The sequence below is a fragment of the Streptomyces sp. Ru72 genome, from assembly GCF_002920635.1.
GTDB lineage: Bacteria > Actinomycetota > Actinomycetes > Streptomycetales > Streptomycetaceae > Streptomyces.
Genome location: NZ_PQSR01000008.1, coordinates 1 through 21,881 on the forward strand (window position 1 = coordinate 1; position 21,881 = coordinate 21,881).

The 21,881-nt window shown below is 71.7% G+C and carries 18 protein-coding genes, 3 tRNA genes and 1 pseudogene; 14 read left to right on the plus strand and 8 right to left on the minus strand.

Annotated elements, in window-relative coordinates; all coding sequences use genetic code 11:
* The 5 genes and pseudogenes from C3488_RS05790 to C3488_RS05810 all read left to right on the plus strand — a co-directional run.
* Positions 1 to 665: pseudogene (locus tag C3488_RS05790) on the plus strand (AMP-binding protein); the annotation flags it as partial.
* Positions 658 to 2,010, plus strand: a complete 1,353-nt coding sequence (locus tag C3488_RS05795; RefSeq protein ID WP_103838218.1) for a carboxyl transferase domain-containing protein — start codon at positions 658 to 660, stop codon at positions 2,008 to 2,010. The pseudogene C3488_RS05790 and the gene C3488_RS05795, both read left to right, overlap by 8 nt.
* A 157-nt stretch (positions 2,011 to 2,167) precedes the next feature.
* Positions 2,168 to 3,205: a rod shape-determining protein gene (locus C3488_RS05800; protein WP_103838219.1), complete on the plus strand. Its 1,038-nt coding sequence runs from the start codon at positions 2,168 to 2,170 to the stop codon at positions 3,203 to 3,205.
* Between the two features lie 74 nt (positions 3,206 to 3,279).
* Complete coding sequence (locus C3488_RS05805) at positions 3,280 to 3,708, plus strand: DUF6153 family protein (protein WP_103838325.1); 429 nt, start codon at positions 3,280 to 3,282, stop codon at positions 3,706 to 3,708.
* A 105-nt stretch (positions 3,709 to 3,813) separates the two neighbouring features.
* Positions 3,814 to 4,503 (plus strand): DUF305 domain-containing protein, encoded by a 690-nt coding sequence (locus tag C3488_RS05810; protein ID WP_103838220.1) that lies wholly within the window; start codon positions 3,814 to 3,816, stop codon positions 4,501 to 4,503.
* Positions 4,504 to 4,615: 112 nt separating this feature from the next.
* On the opposite strand, the gene C3488_RS05815 is transcribed toward C3488_RS05810, so the two are convergent.
* On the minus strand, positions 4,616 to 5,467 hold the full coding sequence (locus tag C3488_RS05815) for a helix-turn-helix transcriptional regulator (RefSeq protein ID WP_103838221.1): 852 nt from the start codon (positions 5,465 to 5,467) through the stop codon (positions 4,616 to 4,618).
* Between the two features lie 113 nt (positions 5,468 to 5,580).
* Here C3488_RS05815 and C3488_RS05820 point away from each other — a divergent pair, with 113 nt between their 5' ends.
* Positions 5,581 to 6,174, plus strand: a complete 594-nt coding sequence (locus tag C3488_RS05820; RefSeq protein ID WP_103838222.1) for an NADPH-dependent FMN reductase — start codon at positions 5,581 to 5,583, stop codon at positions 6,172 to 6,174.
* A 79-nt stretch (positions 6,175 to 6,253) separates the two neighbouring features.
* Here C3488_RS05820 and C3488_RS05825 read toward each other — a convergent pair whose 3' ends face one another.
* Entirely contained in the window at positions 6,254 to 6,472 is a 219-nt protein-coding gene (locus C3488_RS05825; RefSeq protein ID WP_103838223.1) for a hypothetical protein, read from the minus strand.
* Between the two features lie 613 nt (positions 6,473 to 7,085).
* On the opposite strand from C3488_RS05825, the gene C3488_RS05830 reads away from it, so the two are divergent.
* On the plus strand, positions 7,086 to 7,625 hold the full coding sequence (locus tag C3488_RS05830) for a hypothetical protein (RefSeq protein ID WP_103838224.1): 540 nt from the start codon (positions 7,086 to 7,088) through the stop codon (positions 7,623 to 7,625).
* A gap of 309 nt (positions 7,626 to 7,934) precedes the next feature.
* The gene (locus C3488_RS05835; RefSeq protein ID WP_103838225.1) at positions 7,935 to 10,652 is read left to right on the plus strand and encodes a tetratricopeptide repeat protein; all 2,718 of its coding nucleotides are present in this window, start codon (positions 7,935 to 7,937) and stop codon (positions 10,650 to 10,652) included.
* A 75-nt stretch (positions 10,653 to 10,727) separates the two neighbouring features.
* On the opposite strand, the gene C3488_RS05840 is transcribed toward C3488_RS05835, so the two are convergent.
* A complete protein-coding gene (locus tag C3488_RS05840; protein ID WP_258053300.1) occupies positions 10,728 to 11,129 on the minus strand; it encodes a hypothetical protein in 402 nt (133 codons plus the stop codon).
* Positions 11,130 to 11,570: 441 nt separating this feature from the next.
* Between C3488_RS05840 and C3488_RS05845 the strand changes: the two genes are divergently transcribed.
* The gene (locus C3488_RS05845; RefSeq protein ID WP_103838227.1) at positions 11,571 to 12,731 is read left to right on the plus strand and encodes a hypothetical protein; all 1,161 of its coding nucleotides are present in this window, start codon (positions 11,571 to 11,573) and stop codon (positions 12,729 to 12,731) included.
* Positions 12,732 to 12,789: 58 nt separating this feature from the next.
* On the opposite strand, the gene C3488_RS05850 is transcribed toward C3488_RS05845, so the two are convergent.
* Positions 12,790 to 13,071 carry a nuclear transport factor 2 family protein gene (locus C3488_RS05850; RefSeq protein ID WP_103838228.1) on the minus strand — a complete coding sequence of 94 codons (282 nt, stop codon included), beginning with the start codon at positions 13,069 to 13,071 and terminating at the stop codon, positions 12,790 to 12,792.
* A 34-nt stretch (positions 13,072 to 13,105) separates the two neighbouring features.
* Positions 13,106 to 13,843 (minus strand): SDR family NAD(P)-dependent oxidoreductase, encoded by a 738-nt coding sequence (locus tag C3488_RS05855; protein ID WP_103838229.1) that lies wholly within the window; start codon positions 13,841 to 13,843, stop codon positions 13,106 to 13,108.
* Positions 13,844 to 13,949: 106 nt separating this feature from the next.
* On the opposite strand from C3488_RS05855, the gene C3488_RS05860 reads away from it, so the two are divergent.
* Positions 13,950 to 14,849: a LysR family transcriptional regulator gene (locus C3488_RS05860; RefSeq protein ID WP_103838230.1), complete on the plus strand. Its 900-nt coding sequence runs from the start codon at positions 13,950 to 13,952 to the stop codon at positions 14,847 to 14,849.
* A 549-nt stretch (positions 14,850 to 15,398) separates the two neighbouring features.
* Here C3488_RS05860 and C3488_RS05865 read toward each other — a convergent pair.
* The 3 genes from C3488_RS05865 to C3488_RS05875 all read right to left on the minus strand — a co-directional run bounded on the left by C3488_RS05865 (position 15,399) and on the right by C3488_RS05875 (position 15,802).
* Positions 15,399 to 15,475 (minus strand) — tRNA-Ile (locus tag C3488_RS05865).
* 176 nt (positions 15,476 to 15,651) lie between these two features.
* Positions 15,652 to 15,724: transfer RNA gene (locus tag C3488_RS05870), tRNA-Asn, on the minus strand.
* A gap of 5 nt (positions 15,725 to 15,729) precedes the next feature.
* A tRNA-Asn gene (locus C3488_RS05875) sits at positions 15,730 to 15,802 on the minus strand.
* Positions 15,803 to 15,957: 155 nt separating this feature from the next.
* Here C3488_RS05875 and C3488_RS05880 point away from each other — a divergent pair.
* The 4 genes from C3488_RS05880 (at position 15,958) to C3488_RS05895 (ending at position 21,766) form a co-directional block, all read left to right on the plus strand.
* The gene (locus tag C3488_RS05880) at positions 15,958 to 16,272 is read left to right on the plus strand and encodes a hypothetical protein (RefSeq protein ID WP_103838231.1); all 315 of its coding nucleotides are present in this window, start codon (positions 15,958 to 15,960) and stop codon (positions 16,270 to 16,272) included.
* 93 nt (positions 16,273 to 16,365) lie between these two features.
* Positions 16,366 to 17,856, plus strand: coding sequence for an FGGY-family carbohydrate kinase (locus tag C3488_RS05885; RefSeq protein WP_103838232.1), 1,491 nt, complete (start codon positions 16,366 to 16,368; stop codon positions 17,854 to 17,856).
* Positions 17,857 to 18,104: 248 nt separating this feature from the next.
* Complete coding sequence (locus tag C3488_RS05890; RefSeq protein WP_103838233.1) at positions 18,105 to 19,838, plus strand: ABC transporter ATP-binding protein; 1,734 nt, start codon at positions 18,105 to 18,107, stop codon at positions 19,836 to 19,838.
* On the plus strand, positions 19,838 to 21,766 hold the full coding sequence (locus C3488_RS05895; RefSeq protein ID WP_103838234.1) for an ABC transporter ATP-binding protein: 1,929 nt from the start codon (positions 19,838 to 19,840) through the stop codon (positions 21,764 to 21,766). The genes C3488_RS05890 and C3488_RS05895 overlap by 1 nt, the downstream gene beginning before the upstream one ends.
* The last annotated feature ends 115 nt before the right edge of the window (positions 21,767 to 21,881 follow it).

Sequence of the window (21,881 nt, forward strand, 5' to 3'; positions counted from 1 at the left end):
GGTGCACGACCACGAGCGGACTCGCCGCCGCGACCGGCCGGAGAGTCGTCGAGCGGTACGGCATGACCGAGACGCTGATGAACACCAGCGTGCGGGTGGACGGGGAGGCGCGCGCGGGGACGGTGGGGGTTCCGCTGCCGGGTGTGGAGCTGCGGCTCGTCGAGGAGGACGGGTCCGTCATCGCCGCCTGCGACGAGGAGAGCGTCGGGGAGATCCAGGTGCGCGGGCCGAACCTGTTCACCGGGTACCTCAACCGGCCCGACGCCACCGCCGCCGCGTTCACCCCTGACGGCTGGTTCCGCACCGGGGACATGGCGGTCCGCGAGCCCGACGGGTACGTGCGGATCGTGGGGCGCAAGGCGACCGATCTCATCAAGAGCGGCGGCTACAAGATCGGGGCCGGGGAGATCGAGAACGCCCTTCTCGAGCACCCGGGTGTCCGGGAGGCCGCCGTCGCCGGGGAGCCCGACGACGACCTGGGCGAGCGGATCGTCGCCTGGGTGGTGCCCGCGGATCCCGCGGCGCCGCCCGGCGCCGACGAGCTGGCCGGCCACGTGGCCCGCCGTCTCGCCCCGCACAAGCGTCCGCGCGTGGTGCGGTACCTGGACGCCCTGCCCCGCAACGACATGGGGAAGATCATGAAGCGGGCGCTGCGGGATGCCTGAGCGCCTGTCCGCCCGGGACGCCCTCGCCCTTGTCACCGACGACTTCGCCCAACTCCCCTCCCCCGCGCGCGGCGGGAGGTCCGACGGTCCGTTGGCCTGGCCCGGCTACGACGCCTCCCTCGCCCGCGCCGCCACGCACACCGGCGAGGAGGAGTCGGTCGTCTGCGGGTACGCCACCGTCACCGGCACCCCGGTCGTGCTGATCGCGTTCGAGTTCGGCTTCCTGGGCGGCTCCCTGGGCGAACGCACCGGGGACCGGCTGGAGGCGGCCCACGTCCACGCCCGTGAGCGGCGGCTGCCGGTTGTCTCGCTGGTCGCGACGGGCGGCAGCCGGATGCAGGAGGGCATGCTCGCGCTGACCCAGTTGCAGCGCGTGGCCCGCCAGTCGGCGCTCACCCGCGCGGCCGGCCTGCCCCAGCTCGCGGTGTTGCGGGACCCGACGACGGGCGGCGGCTGGGCCACGCTGGGCGCGGGCGCCGACGTGGTGCTGGCCCTGCCGGGCGCCCAGGTCGGCTTCGCGGGCTCCCGGGTGCGCCCACCGGACGCCGACCCTGCGGCGTACACCGCTCAGGCGCAGCTCGAAGCGGGCACCGTCGACGCGGTCGTACGGCCCGCAGAGCTGCGCGAGACGCTGGGCCGGTGGCTGGCGCTGCTGACGGCACCCTCCTGCCCCGGTCCCGAACCCGAGCCCGCGCCCGTGCCCGGCGCACTCGGCCGGGCGGACCTCCCGGCCACCGGCTGGGACGCGGTGCGGCGCGCCCGCGACCCGAAGCGTCCCCGCGCGCACGCCTACCTGGACGCCTACTTCACCCGCCGGGCGGCCATCAGCGGCGACCGGTGCGGCGGCACCGACCCGGACGGCATGCTGTGCGGCTTCGGCACCCACGACGGCCGGACCATCGCCTACGCCGCCCAGACCGGCACGGCGACCCGGCCCGCCGGGTTCCGTACGGCCGCCCGGCTGGTCCGCCTCGCGGACCGGCTGTCCCTGCCGGTGCTGACGCTGGTGGACACACCGGGCGCCGCCAACGACGCCGAGGCCGAACGGCAAGGGGCGGGCGCAGCGATCGCGGACCTGTTCGCCGCGGTCGCCACGGCCCGTACGCCGATCACCACGCTGGTCATCGGCGAGGGCGGCTCAGGCGGCGCCCTCGCGCTGGCCGCGCCGGGCAACACGTGGGTCACGCCGGACAGCTACTTCTCCGTCATCGCCCCGGAGCTCGCCGCCGCGATACTCAAGCGCCCGCCGGAGCAGGTGCGGGAGACGGCGGACCAGCTCCGGGTCCGCCCCCAGGACCTGGTCGACCTGGGGGTGGTGCGGGGGATCGCCGGCACCGCTACGTGACGAGCGGACCCCGTACAAGGTCCTCCCCGCGCGACGCGCCCAGGACCACCCGCCCGGACCACCCCGAGGGGCGCGGGGCCGCCCCGCGGCGGAGGATGCGGAGAAGAGGCCCGCCGCCCGGCGGCCCGCCCGCGGTCCGTTCTCGGGAGGTACCGCCATGACCGTCAGCCTGGACCAGCTGCGCCGCTGCCACTTCGCCGTCGACCTGGGCGCGGCGAGGACCCGCGTCTACGTCAAGGGCGCCGGCCTGGTGGTGGACCAGCCCAGTGCGGCGGCCGTCAACACCCGCACGGGCGCGCTGATCGCGGTCGGTGAGTTCGCCGAGAAGATGACGGGCCGCACGCCCTCGTACATCCGAGTCGTACGGCCCGTCTCCGGCGGCACCGTCGTCGACATCGAGATGGCCCAGCGCATGCTGCGCCATCTGCTGGGCGAGAAGCTCCGCCGCAGCCTGCGCCGCAAGCCCCGGCTGCGGGCCGCCGCCTGCACCCCGCACGACGCGGACCCGCTGGCCCAGCGCGCGGCCGTGGAGACGCTGGTCGGGCTGGGGGCGCGCAGGGTGGAGCTGGTGGACACGCTCGTCGCTGCGGCCGTGGGGTGCGGGCTGCCCGTCGAGCAGCCCGAGGCGTCCATGATCATGGTGTGCGGGGCCGCCGCCACGCAGATCGCGGTGCTGTCGCTGGGGAACATCGTGACCGCCGAGCGCATCCCGGTGGGCGGCGAGGCCGTCGATCACGCCATAGTGCAACACCTGCGGCACGAGCACGCGCTGATGCTGCCGAGCCAGTCCGTACGGCCGCTGCGGCTCGCCCTGTGCGCGGGCGGGTTCACCTCGGACGGGCCCGCCTCCACCGAGATCATGGGGCGGGACGTGGCGACCGGGCTCGCGCGCTCCGTGAAGGTCGACACGGCGGCCGTGCGGAACGCCATCCAGACCCCGCTGACCGCCGTCCTCGACGGCATCGGCAAGGTGCTGCGGGACTGCCCGCCCGATCTGGTGGCCGACCTCGCCGACCGCGGGATCATGATGGTCGGCGGCAGCGCGCTGCTGCCCGGGCTCGACGACATGCTGCGTCAGGCGACCGGCATGCCCGTGCACATCGCCGAACGGCCCGACATCTGCGCGGTCCAGGGCCTGGGCGCGATGCTGGAGGGCAGGATCCAGCCGCTGACGCTGGATCCGCTGGCGGCCTGAGCCTCGGGCGGGAACGGGACGGCGTCCGGGTGGCCTGCGCGGGGAGCGGCGGCCGGTTCCGTACGATGGACGCCATGACGTCCGGCGTGTGCACTGGCTCCTGGGTGAGCCGCGCCCGCTGGGTGCTGCTGGTGATGGCGGTGCTTGCCGGGGTGCTGGCCATGCACGCGCTGTCGCCGTCCGGCACGCCGTCGGCGGGACAGCACGTCATGGTGGGGGCGCCGGGCACGGAAGGCCACCGGGCCGCAGCCGCGCCCGCTCACGCGGACGACTGCGCGTGCCGCCATCTGTCGAACGCCGGTCATGGCGGGATGGTCATGGACCACTCCGGCGGGACCTGCGCGGCCGGAGGCACCGCCGCCTCCTACGTCCCGCCCGCCCTGCCGCCCGCGCTCACGGTCCCCGGGGAGTGCGCCGCGGCCTTCCACGGTCCCCCGGTCGCGGGGACGGCCGACGGCCGGGCTCCGCCCGACCTGTCCGAACTACAGCTTCTGCGGATCTAGAGGCGCCCGCACGACACCTCCCCTGCAGGTGACGTGCTCCGGGCCGTCTCACGATCCGTTCTTCCCGCGCGCCTGCGCGGGTCTTCCCAAGGAGCTGTACTTCTCATGGCATTGCGCCGTTCCCCGATCCGCCGTACCGCCGCGCTGGCCGCGGCCGCGACGGCGGCGGTGGTGCTGACCGCCTGCGGCGGCAGCGACTCCGCCTCGTCCTCCGCCTCGCCCTCCGCCTCGTCGGGCCACTCCGGCCACGGCATGGGGACGATGTCCCCGTCCGGCCCCTCGGGCACGGCCCCCGCGGCGCGGGGCGGCCACAACGCGCAGGACGTGACGTTCGCGCAGGAGATGATCCCGCACCACCGCCAGGCCGTGGCCATGGCCGGTCTGGCCCCGTCGCGGGCCGCCTCCCAGGACGTCAAGGACCTCGCCGCGAGGATCCGGAAGGCACAGGACCCGGAGATCGCCACCATGTCGGGCTGGCTGAAGGCGTGGGGCGAGAAGGTCCCCGACGACAGCGGATCGGGCATGGAGAGCATGCCGGGCAGGGACCACTCCGGCTCGTCGATGCCCGGCATGATGTCGGACCGGGACATGAAGAAGCTTCAGGGCCTGTCGGGTGGCGCCTTCGACAAGGCCTTCCTCCAGATGATGATCGGCCACCACGAGGGCGCGATCGCCATGGCGAGGACCGAAGGGTCCAGGGGCGCCTACGGTCCCGCGCGGACGATGGCGAAGTCGATCGTCACCTCGCAGTCGGCCGAGATCACGGAGATGCAGAAGATGCTCGGCGAGCGGTAGTCCGCAGGCGATGGTCACGTAGGCAGTAGGCCCAGGGACCGGTTCGGGGCGAGTGGCGGTACGTCCGCTGCCCCGAACCGGGTCCTTTCGCACCCGCGGCGGCGGCGAAGCGTCAGGTGACGGCGCGGAGCCTGCCGTAGGGCCGGTGGCCGGAGGACTCGTGGCGGAGCCGATCGACGCTCCGGGCGGTCTCCTCGTCCGCCGGCAGGTGAACGACCAGTTGCTGCGCGTCCGCGGAGAGTTCGAGCGTCTCGCGGTGGAACCGGAGTGCGTGTGCGGTGGGGTGGTTCAGTCGCAGCACGCCGCGCTTCGGGACCATGTGCCGGTTCAGGCGCCGTGTGAAGTCGGGGCCCGCGAGGGGCGCGAGTTCCGCGGTGAACCACTCCGAGTTCTCGACGGACGGCCCGAGCCACAGGTCGAAGGCCTGCTGGTCCGCGATGTCGTCCCAGTCGGCGAAGAAGGTGCGGGCGCGGGGGTCGGTGAACACATAGCGGGTGAGGTTCGGTGCGCCGGTCTCCAGCAACCCGGTTCCGTCCATCAGCCACGCGTAGCCGCTGGTGTGGGCGAGGACGTCGCCCAGACGGTTCGTCACCAGGGCGATCCCCGGCTCCAGGAGGCGAAGGGTCTCCAGCACCGACGGCCGGACCTCGCGCCGAGGCGGTGCCGGCCTGGGGTGGGCGACACACTCGCCGCCGGTGATCTTCGCGAGGTAGCGCAGGTGGCTGCGCTCCGAGGGGTCGAGACCGAGGGCGTCCGCGAGCGCGTTCACCACCGCCGCGGAGGGGTTGCGGTCGCGGCCCTGCTCGATACGGGTCAGGTACTCGACGCTGATGCCGGCCCGCACGGCCACGTCCGTGCGTCGCAGACCGGGCGAACGGCGGCGGCCGTGATCCGGTATCCCCAACTCGTCCGGCTGGATACTGTCGCGCTTGGTGCGGATGAAGTCCCCCAACGGTGTACCCATGTCGTGAGCATATGGTGGCGCGTCCCCGGTTGCGGAGTGCTCAGGGTGGCCCTGCGGGGGCCAGCCTGAGCCCGGCCTGGTTGGGGCCGCCGCGCCGGCCGAGGGTGGTGGGCATGGAGAACACGCACAAGCTGGTGATCATCGTTGGCAGCGTCCGGGAGGGCCGGTTCGGTCCCGTGGTGGCCTCATGGGTCGCCGATCAGGCCCGTGCCCACGGGGCATTCGACGTCCAGGTCGTCGATCTGGCCGACGTCGAGGTGCCGTTGGCCCTGCCCGCCGCGTCGCCGAAGTTCGCGGGCGACGACTACCCCCGTCCGGCCGGGATGGAACCCCTCACGTCGGCTCTCGACGGCGCGGACGCGTTCGTCGTCGTCACTCCGGAGTACAACCACAGCTATCCGGCGTCGTTGAAGGCGGCCATCGACTGGCACTTCACCCACTGGACCGCCAAGCCGGTCGCGTTCGTCAGCTACGGCGGTGCGGCAGGCGGCCGGCATGCCGTACTGCATCTGGAGAACGTCCTGACCGAGTTGCACGCGGTGACGATCCGCGACGGTCTCGCCTTCCCGAACTACTTCACGGCGTGGCAGGACGGTCAGCCGCTCGACCCCGACGCCGCCGGGTACGCCAAGACGTTGCTGGACCAACTCACCTGGTGGGCGGGCGCACTTCGGGCGGCACGCGAGGCCGCCCCCTACCCCGCGTGAGCCGGACGCAGCACGACGGGAAAGGGGCCGCCCGCCCGCGCCAGGAGCGCGGGGCGGACGGCCCCTCCCGAGCTGCCGGTCAGAAGGAGACGTTGACGCCGGCCTGGTGGTAGGTACCGAGGGTGCCGACGGTGCCCAGGGCCACGCCCTCGACGGTGCCGACCTGAGCCAGGACGTCCGCGTCGCTGACCGACGTCGGGCCGACGTTGGCGCTGGCGTGCGGGGCCAGGCCGCCGGAGACGGTGTCGAGCTCGGCGTCCGAGAGCTCGGCGGTGTGAACCTGGGGAGCGGAGTTCATGATGGAACTTCCCTTCGCATGTGTGTTCCACAAGGGGGGGAGCGTCCCGCTGGGGACACGTTGCGGGCCGCGACCGCGGGCGTGCGGCATCCGTTACCGGCCACCCTTCGCACGACCCCGCGGCGCTGGAGATCAAAGCACGGAGTGCGCCGGCTCTCCAATCAACCGGCGCTTCCACCGGGGCGGTTGGCCGCGCAAGCGACGCACATGTAAAGGCTCGCGCACGACTTGGGAGCGGCTTCTCCACACGCCTCGCCAAGCGGCGACGGGACCGGCGCTTCCCCCCGCGATACGGAACAAGACATTCCGCACCAATGACGTGCGCCCCGGCCGGCCGGCGTGGAGATCCCCGGCATGTCGTGCCGTAGTTGCGCATTCGCGGTGCAGATACGTGCGGGATCGCGTTCACCGGGGACGCGCCTGCAAAAACCCCGCCGAGCTGCGCGCTGACGACGGGTCACGTACCATCCCGGACGCGGGTGTCCCGACTCGCCTGGTCGACCGCGCTGAAGAGCCCCTTCCGCATCCCCCGGCGGACTCGCAACCCGGCACCGGCCGACTGGATCCGGCTCCGGCCTTCCGCTGGGCCGCGGTGGTGGGCCACGATTCCTCCATGACCCAGCAGAGAGCCGAGGGGGCGCCGCCCACCGACGCGGCCGCCACCTACGTACAGGCGCTCCGCGAGCGGCTGGCGGCCGACCGATGCAAGGTGACCGAGGCCGACCTGGGCGGTCACCGGGTGCTGGTCGGCGCCCGATCCGACCGCAGAGCACGGTGGATGGGCACCAAGGCCGAAATCTTCGTCTTCGCCCTCGCCGTCCCGGAGGTCGACACCGCCTCGATGACCGAGTTCACCGGTTGGGCCATGGACCGCGCGAAGCGCCTCCGCAGCGGTCTGCCGGGCTTTCGCAACGTGGCGACGGTCCTGCCCGCCCTCGTCAGTGCCAGTGTCCAGCCGGCCGCGGCGAAGTGGGCGGCCATGGACGCCAGGCTCCTCGGCACGAGCCTGATGTCCCGTCCCATCACGGTGGAGACACCGGCCACGGGCGGCGCCCGGATCACCATGTACCGGGGAAGGACCATGTGGGGCGGGGGATTCACGGGCCACGTCCTGCGGAAGGCATCGCTGTACTTCCCCGACCAGGGCGTGTAGTCCCGTCATACGGCAGGAGGCCGGGCCTCCCGGCGCCCCGTGCGGCGAGAGCGGTCCGCTCGGGCTGGAGGCGGCCGTGCGGCGAGAGCGGTCCGCTCGGGCCGGAGGCGGCCGTGCCCGAGCGCTCCGACTCGGGAGAGCCGAGAGGGAGAGCTGTACTACTCCACGCATCGGCCTGGGCCCGTAGCATTCTCGCGGGCGTTCGCATTCGTTGGCCGGCCGTGTCGACCCCTCGGAGGCGATGGGCGGTGGTGGAGGGCAGCAGGATCCCGCCAGTGGCACCCCGCCCCGGATGAAAGGGCGTCATGGATGGCCGGACACGGAACCGGAACCGGTGATCCCCGGCTCGCCTTCGCGGCGGAGCTCACCCGGCTGCGTCGCCGACTGCCGGACGTTTCGGACGAGGCCCTGGCCCGGCGGGCCAGCGCGATGGTGCTGCCCTCCGGGCGCCGGGCGGCCGTCAACGCACGTCGGCTCGGCGAGTGGACCAGCGGACAGTCGGTGCCCCGCCAGTTCGAGGCTGTCATGGCCTTGGTGCGCACCATCGAGCAGGCGACCGGCGGAGCCGCGGCCGACCGGACCGCGATGGCACGCTGGCAGGGTCTGTGGCGCGCCGCGCGCGATCACCGAAGCGATCGCCCCGCCACCGGATCGCCGCCGCGGACCAGCGTGCAGCCGCAGCACCGGCGCACGCCGATCGTCGTCGGGCGTCCGCCGAGCGATGCCGCGGCACTGCGCCGGCGTGACGAGTTCGCCGAGCGCATCGACGATGGCCTGGCGGACGATTCCGTACGGCGGGTTCTGCTCACCGGTGCCGGCGGCGTGGGCAAGTCGCAGCTGGCTGCGGCAGCGTTCCACCGTGCCGAGCAGTGGTGCGAGCTGCTGCTCTGGGTGACCGCCGACAACCGTGCGTCCGTCCTGGACGGTTACGCCCGGGCCTGGCGCGTGCTCTCGCGGGCGAGCGTCAGCGGCGACGGCGCCACGCCCGGCACGGGCCCCGGCAGCGACGACGAGACTCAGGCCGACCTGTTCCTCGCCTGGCTGCGGTCGGCCGGCACATCCTGGCTCGTGGTCCTCGACGACGTCGACGACCCCGGCGCAATGGCCGGGCTGTGGCCGGTGGGCGACGCGGGCCGGACCATCGTCACCACCCGTCGGCGGGATGCCTCGCTGATTCACCCGGGTGTCCGGGTGATCCCCGTCGGTGTGTTCACCGTCGAGGAGGCCACCGGGTACCTGACCGACCGGCTGTCGCTGGATCCGGACCCCGCCGCCGGGCCGCAGCGGCCTTTGGCGGCGCACCGTCCGGAGGACCTGGCCGCCCTCGCCACGGCGCTCGGGTGCTTTCCGCTCGCCCTCTCGCAGGCGGCGGCCTTCGTCATCGACACCGGCATGGACCTGCCCTCCTACCTGAGTCTCCTCAGCGACGAGCGGGAGAGCCTCGCCGGTCTCTTCCCGTCGTCGTCCCCCGCCGACGAGCACCGCGGTACGGTGACGAGCACCCTGGAACTCGCCCTCGTACGAGCGGAGTCACTGGCTCCACCCGGGGCTGCCCGTGCCATGCTCGAGTTGATCTCGGTGCTGGCACCCGACGGCATTCCGGAAGCGGTCCTGCTCGGCCCGGCGGCCCGCGCCTGGCTCGGCGGCGACCGCCCGTCCGGCAGGCGCGAACTCCCGGCGCGCAGCGATCTGCTCGCATTGCGCGCCCTGCACCGGCTGAGTCTCGTCACCCACCAAGGACCGTACGGCCCGGTCGTCGAGGTGCATTCCCTCGTCCAGCGGGCGGTCCGCGACGGCGTACCGGTGGACCGCCGTGCAGAAGTCGCCACTGCGGCAGCCGATGCCCTGGAAGAGGTGTGGTCCGCACCCGACTGCGCCCCCGAGACGACGACCGCGCTGTACCGCTGCGCCGAAACACTGCTGGCGCAAGCCGGCGATCACCTCCGGTACGACGGCGGCATGCACCCGCTGCTCCGTCGGCTGGGTCCGCACCTGGCCGGCCTGGGCCGCCATGACGCGGCACGGGCCATGGCCGGGCAGCTCGCCGACCGGGCCCGGCGGCGGCTGCCTGCCGGCCATCGGGATCTGCTGACGCTACGTGCTCAGGTGGCCCAGGCCGAAGGCGACCTGGGGAACACGGCCAAGGCCGTACAGCTGCTGTCGGACCTGCGACGCGAGGCGGAGGACGGTCTCGGTCCGGCCGACCCGGACACGCTGTCCATCCGGCTGCACGAGGCCCGCCTGCGGATGGAGTCGGGGCTGATCGTCGCCGCCTTGGCCGACTTCGTCACCCTGGCCGCCGAGGCACGGGCGGCGCTCTCCGCGGACGACCCCTTGGTGACAGCAGCCGAGGAGCACGTCGCCCTGTGCCGCGGCCTGTCCGGGGACGCCCACGGCGCCCGCGACGCCTACGCCGCGCTCGCCCGGGACCTGGAGGGCAGCCTCGGCCCCCGGCACCCGTCGACGCTGCGGGTTCTCTCCGACCTCAGCCGGTGGATCGGGGAGACGGGTGACGTGCGATCCGCCGTCGCCACCTACCGGAAGGCAGTGGACGGACTGGTCCGCGTCCTCGGCCGGCTGCACCACGACACCCTCGTCGCCCGGCACAACCTCGCCTACTGGCACGGGATCGCGGGAGACCACGGCCTCGCGGTCGAGCAGTTCGTCACGGCCGCCGACGATTCGGAACTCGCGTTGGGCTCCGAGCACCCCACCACTCTGACCATCCATACGAACCTGGCGTTCTGGCGCGGTCTCGCCGGGGACACCACCGCGGCAGTCGAAGAACTCCAACGGCTTCAGCGGACGGTCGAGCGGGTCTTCGGCACGGACCACCCACGCTCCCTGCGCATACGCCAGCAAAGCGCCGAACTGCTGTACCGCGCCGGGGACCACGCCACCGGAGTGGCCCAACTCGGCGCCGTACTGGACGACATGGTGCGGGTCCAGGGCGCCCACCATCCACGTACCCGTGAGGCCGAGCAACTGCTGGCCGACTGGTCCGAGAAACGGACCTCCGCGTCCTGACACCTTCCCCGGACCACGGTGGAACCGGTCGACCCGGTCACCGGCTCCGCCCTTCACTCGGCCCGGGGGCCGCGTTCAGAGGATCGGGAAGAGCAGCTCGAAGAAGAGCCACAGCAGCACCGCCCAGAAGACCACCGCCACCAGCGACACCAGCAGGGAACTGCGCCACTTCAGCACCAGGAACGGGAAGATCAGCAGGAGCGCCCAGGGAGCGGCAACGGTGATCGACATACGGGCTGCCTCGGCCAGGGTTCCCGCGCGTCGCGTGGCGCTACGACGAAGCAGCCGCTGGGAGATGAGACCGTACAGGCCGAACACGATCGGGAAGAACCACAGCGGTGTGATCGCGACCAGGTCGGACTCCGAGAACTCATCGAACATGACCAGGTAGATGAGCCAGGCTCCCACGAGGCCGCCGAACAGCGCCATCACGTAGAGGGCGGTCAGCGCGACCGGCTCGACGGCACCGGCGGGCACGGAGTCGGGCGCAGCATACGGAACGCCGGGCGCCGGGACTCGGACCACCTGGTGGCACTGGGGACAGCTGACGTCGCGCCCGGCGCGGCCGGCCGGGGCCGGGATCAAGTGCCCGCACGAGCCATGGAACTCCACCTGTTGACCTGGGTGCACGCGCTACCACTCCCTTCACCACTGCGGCGCCGCCGTGACGCCTCCCTGTCGGCGGGCTCCCGAAGGTGCCCAGGCAGCACCTGAACGTGGGAGAACCTAGGCGCGAGGCTCGGCCGCCGTCTCGTGTCGAACCCTGCGGCGCGCGCGTCGGCCCAGGTCGGACGCCGGACAGCAGATCCCCGCTCCGGCCCGCTCCGGCCCGGTCCGGGAATCCGGGAGACGCCGGTCGGACGGCGAGGAGCCCGAGGCGCCGACGTGCGACGGGTTCGGGCCGGTGCGGTATCGGGCATGGTGAACGTGCCTTCGGTCACCGACGATGCGTGGTACGGGGTCGTGGACCCGGAAAGCGAGGACAAGATGCCGATCGCAACGGCCCTCGACTCGGCCATCGCGATGGCCCGGTTGCGGGGGTACGACCCGGCCGAGGCGAGCGCCACCGGAAACGTCGCGCGGTTCGGCAGGATCCTCGCCGCCGGTGAGCGGACCTGGCGGCAGGTCGCCGAGGCCGTGGCGGACGACCCACCGGACTTCGAGCGGGCAGGCGAACTGCTGAGCACCCGGCTGTCGTTCGAACAAACCGGCCGGAACATGTACATCACCGCATTCGAGCAGGAGGCCCGCATCGCCACGGATGCACGAGCCCTGGGTCACGGCACGGCCGACGACGCCTTCACCCTGGCCCTGGCACCTCTGCGTCCACTGCTGGCGAAGGCCCAGGAGGGACCCCGCAGCGCCGTCCACGACGTACTGTCCGACGCATCCGAGCTCGCCCGACTGCCCCAGCGGATCGCGGCGATCACGGCCCGGGTACCTCGCGCCCGCACATCGTGGGGCAGACAGCGGCTCGCACGTCGAATGACGCAGCTACAGGCGCGACAGGCCGAATTGGATCGAGGGCGTACCGAACGGATCGCGCAGGCCCGGCAGCAGGTCGCTGCCTTCGTCGCGGACCTCGACCACACCATCGCGTTGTTCCAGAACACCTTCGGAATCGACTGCGCGCTCCCGTCGCCGGACACCGGCACCACGGCGGACAGCGGGGACACGGCGTCCTCGGCTCCCCCGCCGCTGCTGAGGACCGAGGACCCCTGGCCACCCGGCACCGAAGCGCGACTCGACCTGCAGCTGCGCGTCTGGCGCGTCGCTCCGGACCGGGTGGTGGCCATGTTCGCGGGCGACGACATGTCCGACGACCGACTCGACCGACTCGCCCCGCTGATCCGCGGGTTCATGGACGAGTACCCGGACGACACGATCGACCTCTTCTACGAGGAGGTGCTCAACCCTTTGTCCCTGGGCTACTACGCGACCCTGACACCGACGGACGACGGGCGACTGATCCAGACCGAACTGGACGGACCCGCCCTGGCCGCCCTGCGCGAAACGCTGGGGCCGAGCCTGGACGAAGCCGCCCGCCCGGGCGACGGCCGGCTCTACGGCGGGCCCTGACGCGGTGTCTGTCCCAAGGACGGAGCCAGCACGGCGCCTTCCCGGGGCGGCCGCCTGATCACAGCAAGTCCCGGTAACGCCTCTGCCCCATCGAGGACTCCACCCGGGCCAGCGCCGTCACGGGTCCGGCGAACTCGACCGACACGACGTGGTCGCGCCGCGCCTCACCTCTCGCGGCCGGCGGTTCCCGGCGGCGGACCACGGTGAAGTACTCGTGCATGTCCAGCCGCAGCAGTTCGCCGTCACCGCCGCCCTCGGTCGCGGTGGCGTATAGGGCACCGGGGTGGAAGACCTGGCCCAGCAGCTCAGTGTTCCCGTAGTAGAGGCCGTCGAAGAGGATCCGAGCACCTTGTCCACGTCGTGCTGTGCGGCCATCACGAGCGCCCCGTCACATGACCGCCGTCCACGCGCAGGGCGTGGCCGGTGATGAACTCGGCGCCCGCGAGGTAGACGACCGCGTCCGCGATCTCGGAGATCTCGCCCACACGGTTGAGCAGCGCGAGCCCGCCGAAGGAGTCCACGTCCGATCCCTCGTGCAGCGGGGTCCGGATCACGCCCGGCGCGACCAGGTTGACGCGGATCCCGTCCGCGGCGAGTTCGGCGGCCAGGCTCGTGGTGAGCGTGTGCACGCCGCCCTTGCTGATGACCGGGGCCGACGCGGGGAAGCCGGCGATCGCGTGGTCGACCAGCACCGTACCGATGTTGACGATGCTTCCGCCGCGGCCCTGGTCCCGCATCCGGCGTACCACTGCCTGGGTGGTCAGGTAGGTCCCCCTGAGGTTGCCGGACAGGTATCCGTCCAGCTCCTCCTCCGTCACATCGGTGAACGGCTTCGGCGCGAAGGTGCCGGCGTTGTTCACGAGCACGTCCACGCCCCCGAAACGCTCCACGGCGGCCCGTACGAGTGCCTCACCCGTCGCCGCTTCCCCGATGCTTCCCACCACCTGCGCGACCCGCTCGCCGTGCCCGAGCTGTGCGGCGGCCTTTCCGAGCCGGTCCGCGTCCCGGCCGTTGATCACGACACTGGCACCCCGGGCGAGGAAGGCCTGGGCGATCCCCAGCCCGATTCCGCTCGATGCCCCCGTGACCACCGCGGTGATGTTCGTAGACATTCCGGCCACTCCTTGATTCGTAGTCATCCATCCCGACGCATCGAACCTAGGAGCGACCGATCGATAACACCACGTCCAAGTTTGAAGTCTGAAATAATCCACGCTTATGACCGTGGATCTGCGCGACCTCGAACTCCTCGCCGCCACCGCCGAAGCGGGCTCCCTCACCGCAGCGGCGGAACGCCTCTACGTCAGCCAGCCCGCGCTCAGCCAGCGCCTCACCCGCCTCGAAGACCGGCTCGGCATGCCGCTCTTCGACCGCACCGGCCGCAGACTGGTCCCCAACGCCGCGGGCCGTCGCCTGCTGGTGGCGGCCCACCAGGTCCTGGACGAGCTGCGCTCGGCGACCCGCGACCTGAAGGAGATGCGCGAAGGCCGCGACCGCCGGGTGCGCTTCACCGCGCAGTGCAGCACCACCTTCCAGTGGCTGCCCCCGGTCATCCGCGCCTTCCGCAACCGGCACCCGGACGCCGAGGTCCATATCGAATCCGTCCCCGACGACGCACCGGTCCCCGCGCTCCTCACCGACCGCGTGGACGTCGCGCTCGTCACCAAATCAGACCCGCAGATGGACCGGGTCAGCCTGACCCGCCTCTTCGAGGACGAGATGGTGGCCGTGATCCCCTCCGACCACCCCTGGGCCGCACGCCCCCACCTCACGGCCGACGACTTCACAGACGCCCACCTGATCCTTTACGACACCTACGACCAGACCCGGATCCCCTCGATCCCGCTCCCCCTGCCACCGCAGGCCCGACCGGCCCGCATCACCACGATGCCCGTCATCACGGACCTGGTCATCGAGATGGTCGCCGGCGGCCAGGGCGCAACCGTCCTCCCCAACTGGGCGGCCATGCCGTACACGGACTCCCACGACCTCGCGCTGATCCAGATCGGCGCCACCCCCATGGCCCGCACCTGGTACCTCGCCACCCGCCAGGAACCCCATCAGCCCCACCTGCAGACGTTCATCGATGAACTGACCACCCACCTCACGCGCCCGTGACCGAGCATCGGTCCCCGGCATCCCTGGACGACCAACTCGTAAGTCCCGGAGGCGTCCGCCGTCGCCCGCAGACCCACCAGTGAGACGGCTCCGTCCGTCGCCAGGCGGCCACGGGTGGCCACGCTCTCTCCACCTGCTTCGCGGCGAGCCCGGCCGGCGGCCGCCGCTGCTCGGACCGGTCCTGCACCTTGCCGGGGCCTGCCACGCCGTTCGCAACTCCCGGCGCGGCGCACCTGCGGACTGATCAGCAGCGGTTCGGCCGCGGCCCGGGGGGTGGAAGGGGCCACCGGGCGCGCCGCGCGTTCAAAGGCGCCGGCGGCACCGTGCACACGGCCGGCACGGCCACTGGCGAACAACGCCGGACGTTCGCGGCCGGCGACGAGGTGTCCACGAGACCCGCACTGGCGGGTGGGCGCGCTCCACGTCGGCAACGACAGCACAGCGGCAGACCCGAAAGGTCTGAGGGGGTGAACAGGGACCGCCACGCTGGCGTGGCGGCCCCCACCCTTGCATCTCCCGAGATAGAAACGCTTCTGCGCGTGTAGCGCCTGGTGGGGCGGGTGGGACTCGAACCCACGGCCGACGGATTATGAGTCCGCTGCTCTAACCGGCTGAGCTACCGCCCCGTCACGGCGCGTCGCGTACATGTGTGCGCGCCGTCTGCCGCAGCATAGCCGCTCATACGATCTCCTGCTTCGGATGGTCGTCTTCCGCGGCTGTTCATGACCTTGAGGACTTCACCGCGGACGCGGCGGTTCCCCCGGACATGAAAAAGGACCCCGAAGGGTCCTCGTTCAGCATGCTCCCCCGACTGGACTCGAACCAGTAACCTGCCGGTTAACAGCCGGCTGCTCTGCCAATTGAGCTACGGAGGACCGAGCTCCCCCGACTGGACTCGAACCAGTAACCTGCCGGTTAACAGCCGGCTGCTCTGCCAATTGAGCTACGGAGGAATGCCTCGTTGCATCGAACGTACCTCCCCGGGTATCCGCCAGGGGGCGCTCGCTCGCTGCGACACATACATTAGCGCAAGCAGGGGGGTGCTCCGCCAACCGGTACTCCCCGACACCGGCGCCCACGCAAGGGACGACGCAGACGCAAGGGAAGGATGGCCGCCATGCGCTATCGGCTCACGTTCGTCGCCGGGCTGGTGCTGGGCTATGTGCTGGGCACACGGGCCGGGCGCGAGCGTTACGAGCAGTTGAAGAAATCCGCCCGGCAGGTCGCGCAGAACCCTGCCGTGCGCAACACCGCCGAGACCGCCGCCCACCAGGGCCGCGAGATCGCCGGCAAGGCCCTCCACGCGGTGGGGGCCAAGGTGGGCGACCACATGCCCGACTCGGTCGCCGACCGTGTGCGCTCACTGCGCGAACGCGGCACGAACGGCAGTGGCCCGGACGACTGGGGCACCAGCGACAGCTGATCCGCGGAACGGCGACGTGTCGTGCCGGGAGGGGCCCCGCGGCTCCTCCCGGCACGACACGTCCGCCCCCCTCCGTACGGCAGAATTTCCGGCATGGGGATAGTCGCCGGGCTGGACAGTTCGCCCGATTTCACTCGTATCGTCGTCTGCGACACGGACACGGGGGCCGTGCTCAGGCAGGGGTATGCGCCGCATCCGGTGGAGACCCCCGAGGATGGGGGTACCGCCCGCGCGAGCGGAGCCGAGCGTGGGGGAGGCCGTCCCTCGGACATCGACCCGCAGGCCTGGCTGCTGTCACTCGGGGAGGCGGCCGGCGGCGGGCTTCTGGAGGGCGTGCAGGCCATCGGCGTCTCCGCGCAGGCGAACGCGCTGGTCCCGCTCGACACGCAGGGCGCCACCGTGCGGCCCGCGTTGGTCGGCGGCGACAAGCGGGCGCAGGTCGCGGCGGCCGACCTGATCGACGCGCTCGGCGGCCGGCAGGCCTGGGCCGAGGCCGTCGGCTGCGTCCCGCAGGCTGCGCAGCCCGTGACCAAGCTGCGCTGGCTCGCCAAGACGGAACCCGACAACGCCCTGCGCACCACCGTGCTGATGCAGGCGCACGACTGGCTGGTGTGGCAGCTGCTCGGCCGTCCCGTGCGACGGACCACCGACCGGGGCGGCGCCTCGGGGACCGGGTACTGGTCGGCGGCGACCGGCACCTACCGCGGCGACCTCGTCGAACTGGCCCTCGGCCACCAGGCCATGGTGCCGGAGGTGATCGGCCCCTCCGACGCGGCCGGTACGACGCCGGAGGGGCTGCTGATCTCCGCCGGCACCGGGGAGACCATGGCCGCCGCGCTGGGTCTGGGCATCGGGCTCGGTGACGCGGTGGTCTCGCTCGGGGCCTCCGGGTCCGTGATGGCCGTCCATCCCGAGGCGCTCGTCGACTCCTCCGGGATGATCACCTCGCTGGCGGACGCCACGGGCATGCACCTGCCGGTGGTGACCACCCTCAACGCCGTGCGCACCCTGCGCGGCACCGCCGAACTCCTGGGCCTGCCGGACCTCGAGTCGCTGTCCGACCTGGCGATGAAGTCGACGCCCGGCTCGCACGGGCTCGTCCTGCTTCCCTACCTGGAGGGCGAGCGGACCCCGAACCTGCCGCACACCGCGGGCACCCTGGCCGGGCTGCGGCGCGAGTCGATGAAGCCGGAGCACCTGGCGCGGGCCGCGTTCGAGGGCATGCTGTGCGGGCTCGCGGACGCCCTGGACGTGCTGCGCGGTCGCGGCGTGGAGGTCCGGCGGATCTTCCTGCTGGGCGCCGCCGCGGAGCTGCCCGCCGTGCAGGCGGCGGCGCCCTCGCTGTTCGGCGCGCAGGTCGTCGTCCCCCAGCCGGCGGACTACGCGGCGATCGGCGCGGCCCGCCAGGCGGCCTGGTCGCTCGGCGTCTCCCAGGGCACCCTCGACCCGCGCACCCCGCCCCCGTGGCAGGGCGCGGCGGCCCAGGTCCTGGAGCCGGGCGAGGAGCTCGCGGTGGGCCAGGCCGTACGGCAGCAGTACGTGTCGGTACGCGAGCAGACGCATCCGGGAGCGTTCCGCCCGTAGACGCGCCGATCGATGCGGCCGTGGAGACGGGGATGTCGTCCATCTCACACGGCGTCACCCGCACGGTGACCACCCGGCGGTGACGCACGTCACCACCCTTCAGAACTACATCCGAAGGCCGAGTCCGCTCGGTCGTATGACCGCTGTCGGCTTAATCGGTTGAGGTAACGCGGGTGGAGTGTCCGACGATAGGGCGTGGTGCACCACCGACCGCCTGCCTTTTCGTCCACCACTCCGAGAGACCACGCGTGCTCATACGACTTCTGAGGACCCATCTGGGTCCGTACAAGAAACCGATAGCCCTGCTGGTGCTGCTGCAGTTCCTGCAGACCTGCGCCACGCTGTATCTGCCCACCCTGAACGCGCACATCATCGACAACGGTGTCGTGAAGGGGGACACGAACTACATCCTGACCTTCGGCGGCCTCATGATCGGGGTCTCGATGGGCCAGGTCGTGTGCAACATGGGCGCCGTCTACTTCGGAGCCCGGACCGCGTCGGCCGTCGGCCGGGACATCAGGGCGGCCGTCTTCGACCGGGTGCAGTCGTTCTCCTCCCGTGAGCTGGGTCACTTCGGTGCGCCGACGCTGATCACCCGCACCACGAACGACGTGCAGCAGGTGCAGATGCTCGCCCTGATGACGTTCACCCTGATGGTGTCGGCGCCGATCATGTGCGTGGGCGGCATCGTCCTGGCGCTCGGTCTGGACGTGCCGCTGTCCGGTGTCCTGGTCGCCGTGGTGCCCGTGCTCGGCATCTGTGTGACCTTGATCGTGCGACGGCTGCGACCGCTGTTCCGCACGATGCAGGTCCGCCTCGACACGGTGAACCGGGTGCTGCGCGAGCAGATCTCCGGCAACCGGGTCATCCGCGCCTTCGTCCGCGACGACTACGAGAAGGAGCGCTTCAAGGGCTCGAACACCGAGCTCACCGATGTGGCCCTCGCCACCGGCCGCACGCTGGCTCTGATGTTCCCCATCGTGATGACCGTGGTGAACCTCTCCTCGATCGCCGTGGTCTGGTTCGGCGCGCACCGCATCGACAGCGGCGGCATGCAGATCGGCGACCTGACGGCGTTCCTCGCCTACCTCATGCAGATCGTCATGTCCGTGATGATGGCCACCTTCATGTTCATGATGGTGCCGCGCGCGGAGGTCTGCGCCGAGCGCATCCAGGACGTCCTCGGCACCTCCTCCAGCGTCGTACCGCCCACCGCGCCCGTCACCGAACTGCGCCGGCACGGCCATCTGGAGATCCGGGACGCCGGGTTCCGCTATCCGGGTGCCGAGGAGCCGGTGCTCAAGGCCATCGACCTGGTGGCGCGGCCCGGCGAGATCACGGCCGTCATCGGGTCCACCGGCAGCGGCAAGTCCACCCTGCTCGGGCTGATCCCCCGCCTGTTCGACGCCACCGAGGGCGAGGTCCTCGTGGACGGCGTGAACGTGCGGGAGATCGAGCCGAAGCTGCTGGCCAAGACGGTCGGGCTGGTACCGCAGAAGCCGTACCTCTTCGCGGGCACGGTCGCCACGAACCTGCGCTACGGCAATCCGGACGCCACCGACGAGGAGCTGTGGCACGCGCTGGAGGTGGCGCAGGCCAAGGACTTCGTCTCCAAGCTGGAGAACGGCCTCGACTCCCCCATCGCGCAGGGCGGCACCAACGTCTCCGGTGGCCAGCGGCAGCGCCTCGCGATCGCCCGCACTCTGGTGCAGCGCCCGGAGATCTACCTCTTCGACGACTCCTTCTCCGCGCTCGACTACGCCACCGACGCGGCCCTGCGGGCGGCGCTCGCCCGGGAGACCGCCGAGGCGACCGTCGTCATCGTCGCCCAGCGGGTGGCGACCATCCGGGACGCCGACCGGATCGTCGTCCTGGACGAGGGCCGTGTCGTCGGCACCGGCCGCCATCACGAGTTGATGGCGGGCAACGAGACCTACCGGGAGATCGTGCTCTCCCAGCTCACGGAAGCGGAGGCTGCCTGATGGCCGGGCCCATGCGGGGGATGATGGGCGGGGGCGGCCCCGACCAGCGCTCGATGGACTTCAAGGGGTCCGGGAAACGGCTCCTCACCCGGTTCGCACCCGAACGTCCCACCATGATCGCGATGCTGCTCTGCGGTGTGCTGAGCGTCGGGTTGTCCGTGATCGGACCGAAGATCCTCGGCAGGGCGACGGACCTCGTCTTCGCCGGGATCATCGGCCGTCAGATGCCGGCGGGCCTGAGCAAGGAGCAGGTCCTGGACTCCATGCGGAAGCGGGGCCAGGGCGGCGTCGCCGACATGCTCTCCGGCACGGACTTCACGCCGGGCAAGGGCATCGACTTCGGTGCCGTGGGGAACGTCCTGCTGCTCGCGCTGTGCGCGTTCCTGGTGGCCGGCCTGCTGATGGCGGTCTCGACGAGGCTCTCCAACCGGGCCATCAACAGGACGATCTACCGCATCCGCGAGGATGTGCAGGCGAAGCTGTCGCGGCTTCCGCTGTCGTACTTCGACCAGCGGCAGCGCGGTGAGGTGCTCAGCCGTGCGACCAACGACATCGACAACATCCAGCAGACGCTGTCGCAGTCGATGGGCCAGCTCATCAACTCGCTGCTGACGATCGTCGGCGTGCTGGCGGTGATGTTCTGGGTGTCGTGGCTGCTGGCGCTGGTCGCCCTGGTGACCGTGCCGCTGTCCTTCTTCGTCGCGACCCGCGTCGGCAAGCGGTCGCAGCCGCACTTCGTGCAGCAGTGGCGCACCACCGGCAAGCTGAACGCCCACATCGAGGAGATGTACACCGGGCACACGCTGGTGAAGGTGTTCGGTCGGCAGGAGGAGTCGGCCGGGCAGTTCGCGGAGCAGAACGAGGCGCTGTACGAGGCGGGGTTCCGGGCGCAGTTCAACAGCGGTGTGATGCAGCCGCTGATGATGTTCGTGTCCAACCTGAACTATGTGCTGGTCGCGGTGGTCGGCGGTCTCCGGGTCGCGTCGGGCGCCCTGTCGATCGGTGACGTGCAGGCCTTCATCCAGTACTCGCGGCAGTTCTCGATGCCGCTCACGCAGGTCGCGTCGATGGCGAACCTGGTGCAGTCGGGTGTGGCGTCGGCGGAGCGGATCTTCGACCTGCTGGACGCGGAGGAGCAGGGGGCCGACCCCGAGCGCGGGCTGCGCCCGGAGGAGCTGCGCGGGCGGGTCGCGCTGGAGAACGTGTCGTTCCGCTACGACCCGGAGAAGCCCCTCATCGAGAACCTGTCGCTGAAGGTGGAGCCGGGCCAGACGGTCGCGATCGTCGGCCCCACGGGAGCCGGCAAGACCACGCTCGTCAACCTGCTGATGCGGTTCTACGATGTCACCGGCGGGCGGATCACGCTCGACGGGGTCGACATCGCGAAGATGTCCCGGGACGAACTGCGGTCCTCGATCGGGATGGTGCTGCAGGACACCTGGCTGTTCGGCGGCACCATCGCGGAGAACATCGCCTACGGCGCCTCCCGGAAGGTCACGCGCGGCGAGATCGAGGCGGCGGCGCGGGCGGCCCACGCGGACCGGTTCATCCGTACGCTGCCGGACGGCTACGACACCGTGATCGACGACGAGGGGACGGGGGTCAGCGCGGGTGAGAAGCAGCTCATCACGATCGCGCGGGCCTTCCTGTCGGACCCGGTGATCCTGGTGCTGGACGAGGCGACGAGTTCCGTGGACACGCGGACCGAGGTGCTGATCCAGAAGGCGATGGCGAAGCTGGCGCACGGACGGACGTCGTTCGTGATCGCGCACCGGCTGTCGACGATCCGGGACGCCGACACGATCCTCGTGATGGAGAACGGCTCCATCGTCGAACAGGGCTCGCACACGGAGCTGCTGGCGGCGGACGGGGCGTACGCACGCCTGTACAAGGCGCAGTTCGCGCAGGCTGTCGCCGAGGTCGACTGATCCCGGTACCCCCCGGGGGCCGCCCGCACGGGCGGCTCCAGGGCCTGTCTTTCGGATCAGGGGGAGTCGGCGAGCGACGGCACCGCCGCAGACGCAGGTGCCAGGGCCCGCGACG

Coding starts and splice junctions, on each gene's coding strand:
- C3488_RS05795 (WP_103838218.1), top strand. CDS start 658: ATGCCTGAGCGCCTGTCCGCCCGGGACGCCCTCGCCCTTGTCACCGAC.
- C3488_RS05800 (WP_103838219.1), top strand. CDS start 2,168: ATGACCGTCAGCCTGGACCAGCTGCGCCGCTGCCACTTCGCCGTCGAC.
- C3488_RS05805 (WP_103838325.1), top strand. CDS start 3,280: ATGACGTCCGGCGTGTGCACTGGCTCCTGGGTGAGCCGCGCCCGCTGG.
- C3488_RS05810 (WP_103838220.1), top strand. CDS start 3,814: ATGGCATTGCGCCGTTCCCCGATCCGCCGTACCGCCGCGCTGGCCGCG.
- C3488_RS05815 (WP_103838221.1), bottom strand. CDS start 5,467: ATGGGTACACCGTTGGGGGACTTCATCCGCACCAAGCGCGACAGTATC.
- C3488_RS05820 (WP_103838222.1), top strand. CDS start 5,581: ATGGAGAACACGCACAAGCTGGTGATCATCGTTGGCAGCGTCCGGGAG.
- C3488_RS05825 (WP_103838223.1), bottom strand. CDS start 6,472: ATGAACTCCGCTCCCCAGGTTCACACCGCCGAGCTCTCGGACGCCGAG.
- C3488_RS05830 (WP_103838224.1), top strand. CDS start 7,086: ATGACCCAGCAGAGAGCCGAGGGGGCGCCGCCCACCGACGCGGCCGCC.
- C3488_RS05835 (WP_103838225.1), top strand. CDS start 7,935: ATGGCCGGACACGGAACCGGAACCGGTGATCCCCGGCTCGCCTTCGCG.
- C3488_RS05845 (WP_103838227.1), top strand. CDS start 11,571: ATGGTGAACGTGCCTTCGGTCACCGACGATGCGTGGTACGGGGTCGTG.
- C3488_RS05855 (WP_103838229.1), bottom strand. CDS start 13,843: ATGTCTACGAACATCACCGCGGTGGTCACGGGGGCATCGAGCGGAATC.
- C3488_RS05860 (WP_103838230.1), top strand. CDS start 13,950: ATGACCGTGGATCTGCGCGACCTCGAACTCCTCGCCGCCACCGCCGAA.
- C3488_RS05880 (WP_103838231.1), top strand. CDS start 15,958: ATGGCCGCCATGCGCTATCGGCTCACGTTCGTCGCCGGGCTGGTGCTG.
- C3488_RS05885 (WP_103838232.1), top strand. CDS start 16,366: ATGGGGATAGTCGCCGGGCTGGACAGTTCGCCCGATTTCACTCGTATC.
- C3488_RS05895 (WP_103838234.1), top strand. CDS start 19,838: ATGGCCGGGCCCATGCGGGGGATGATGGGCGGGGGCGGCCCCGACCAG.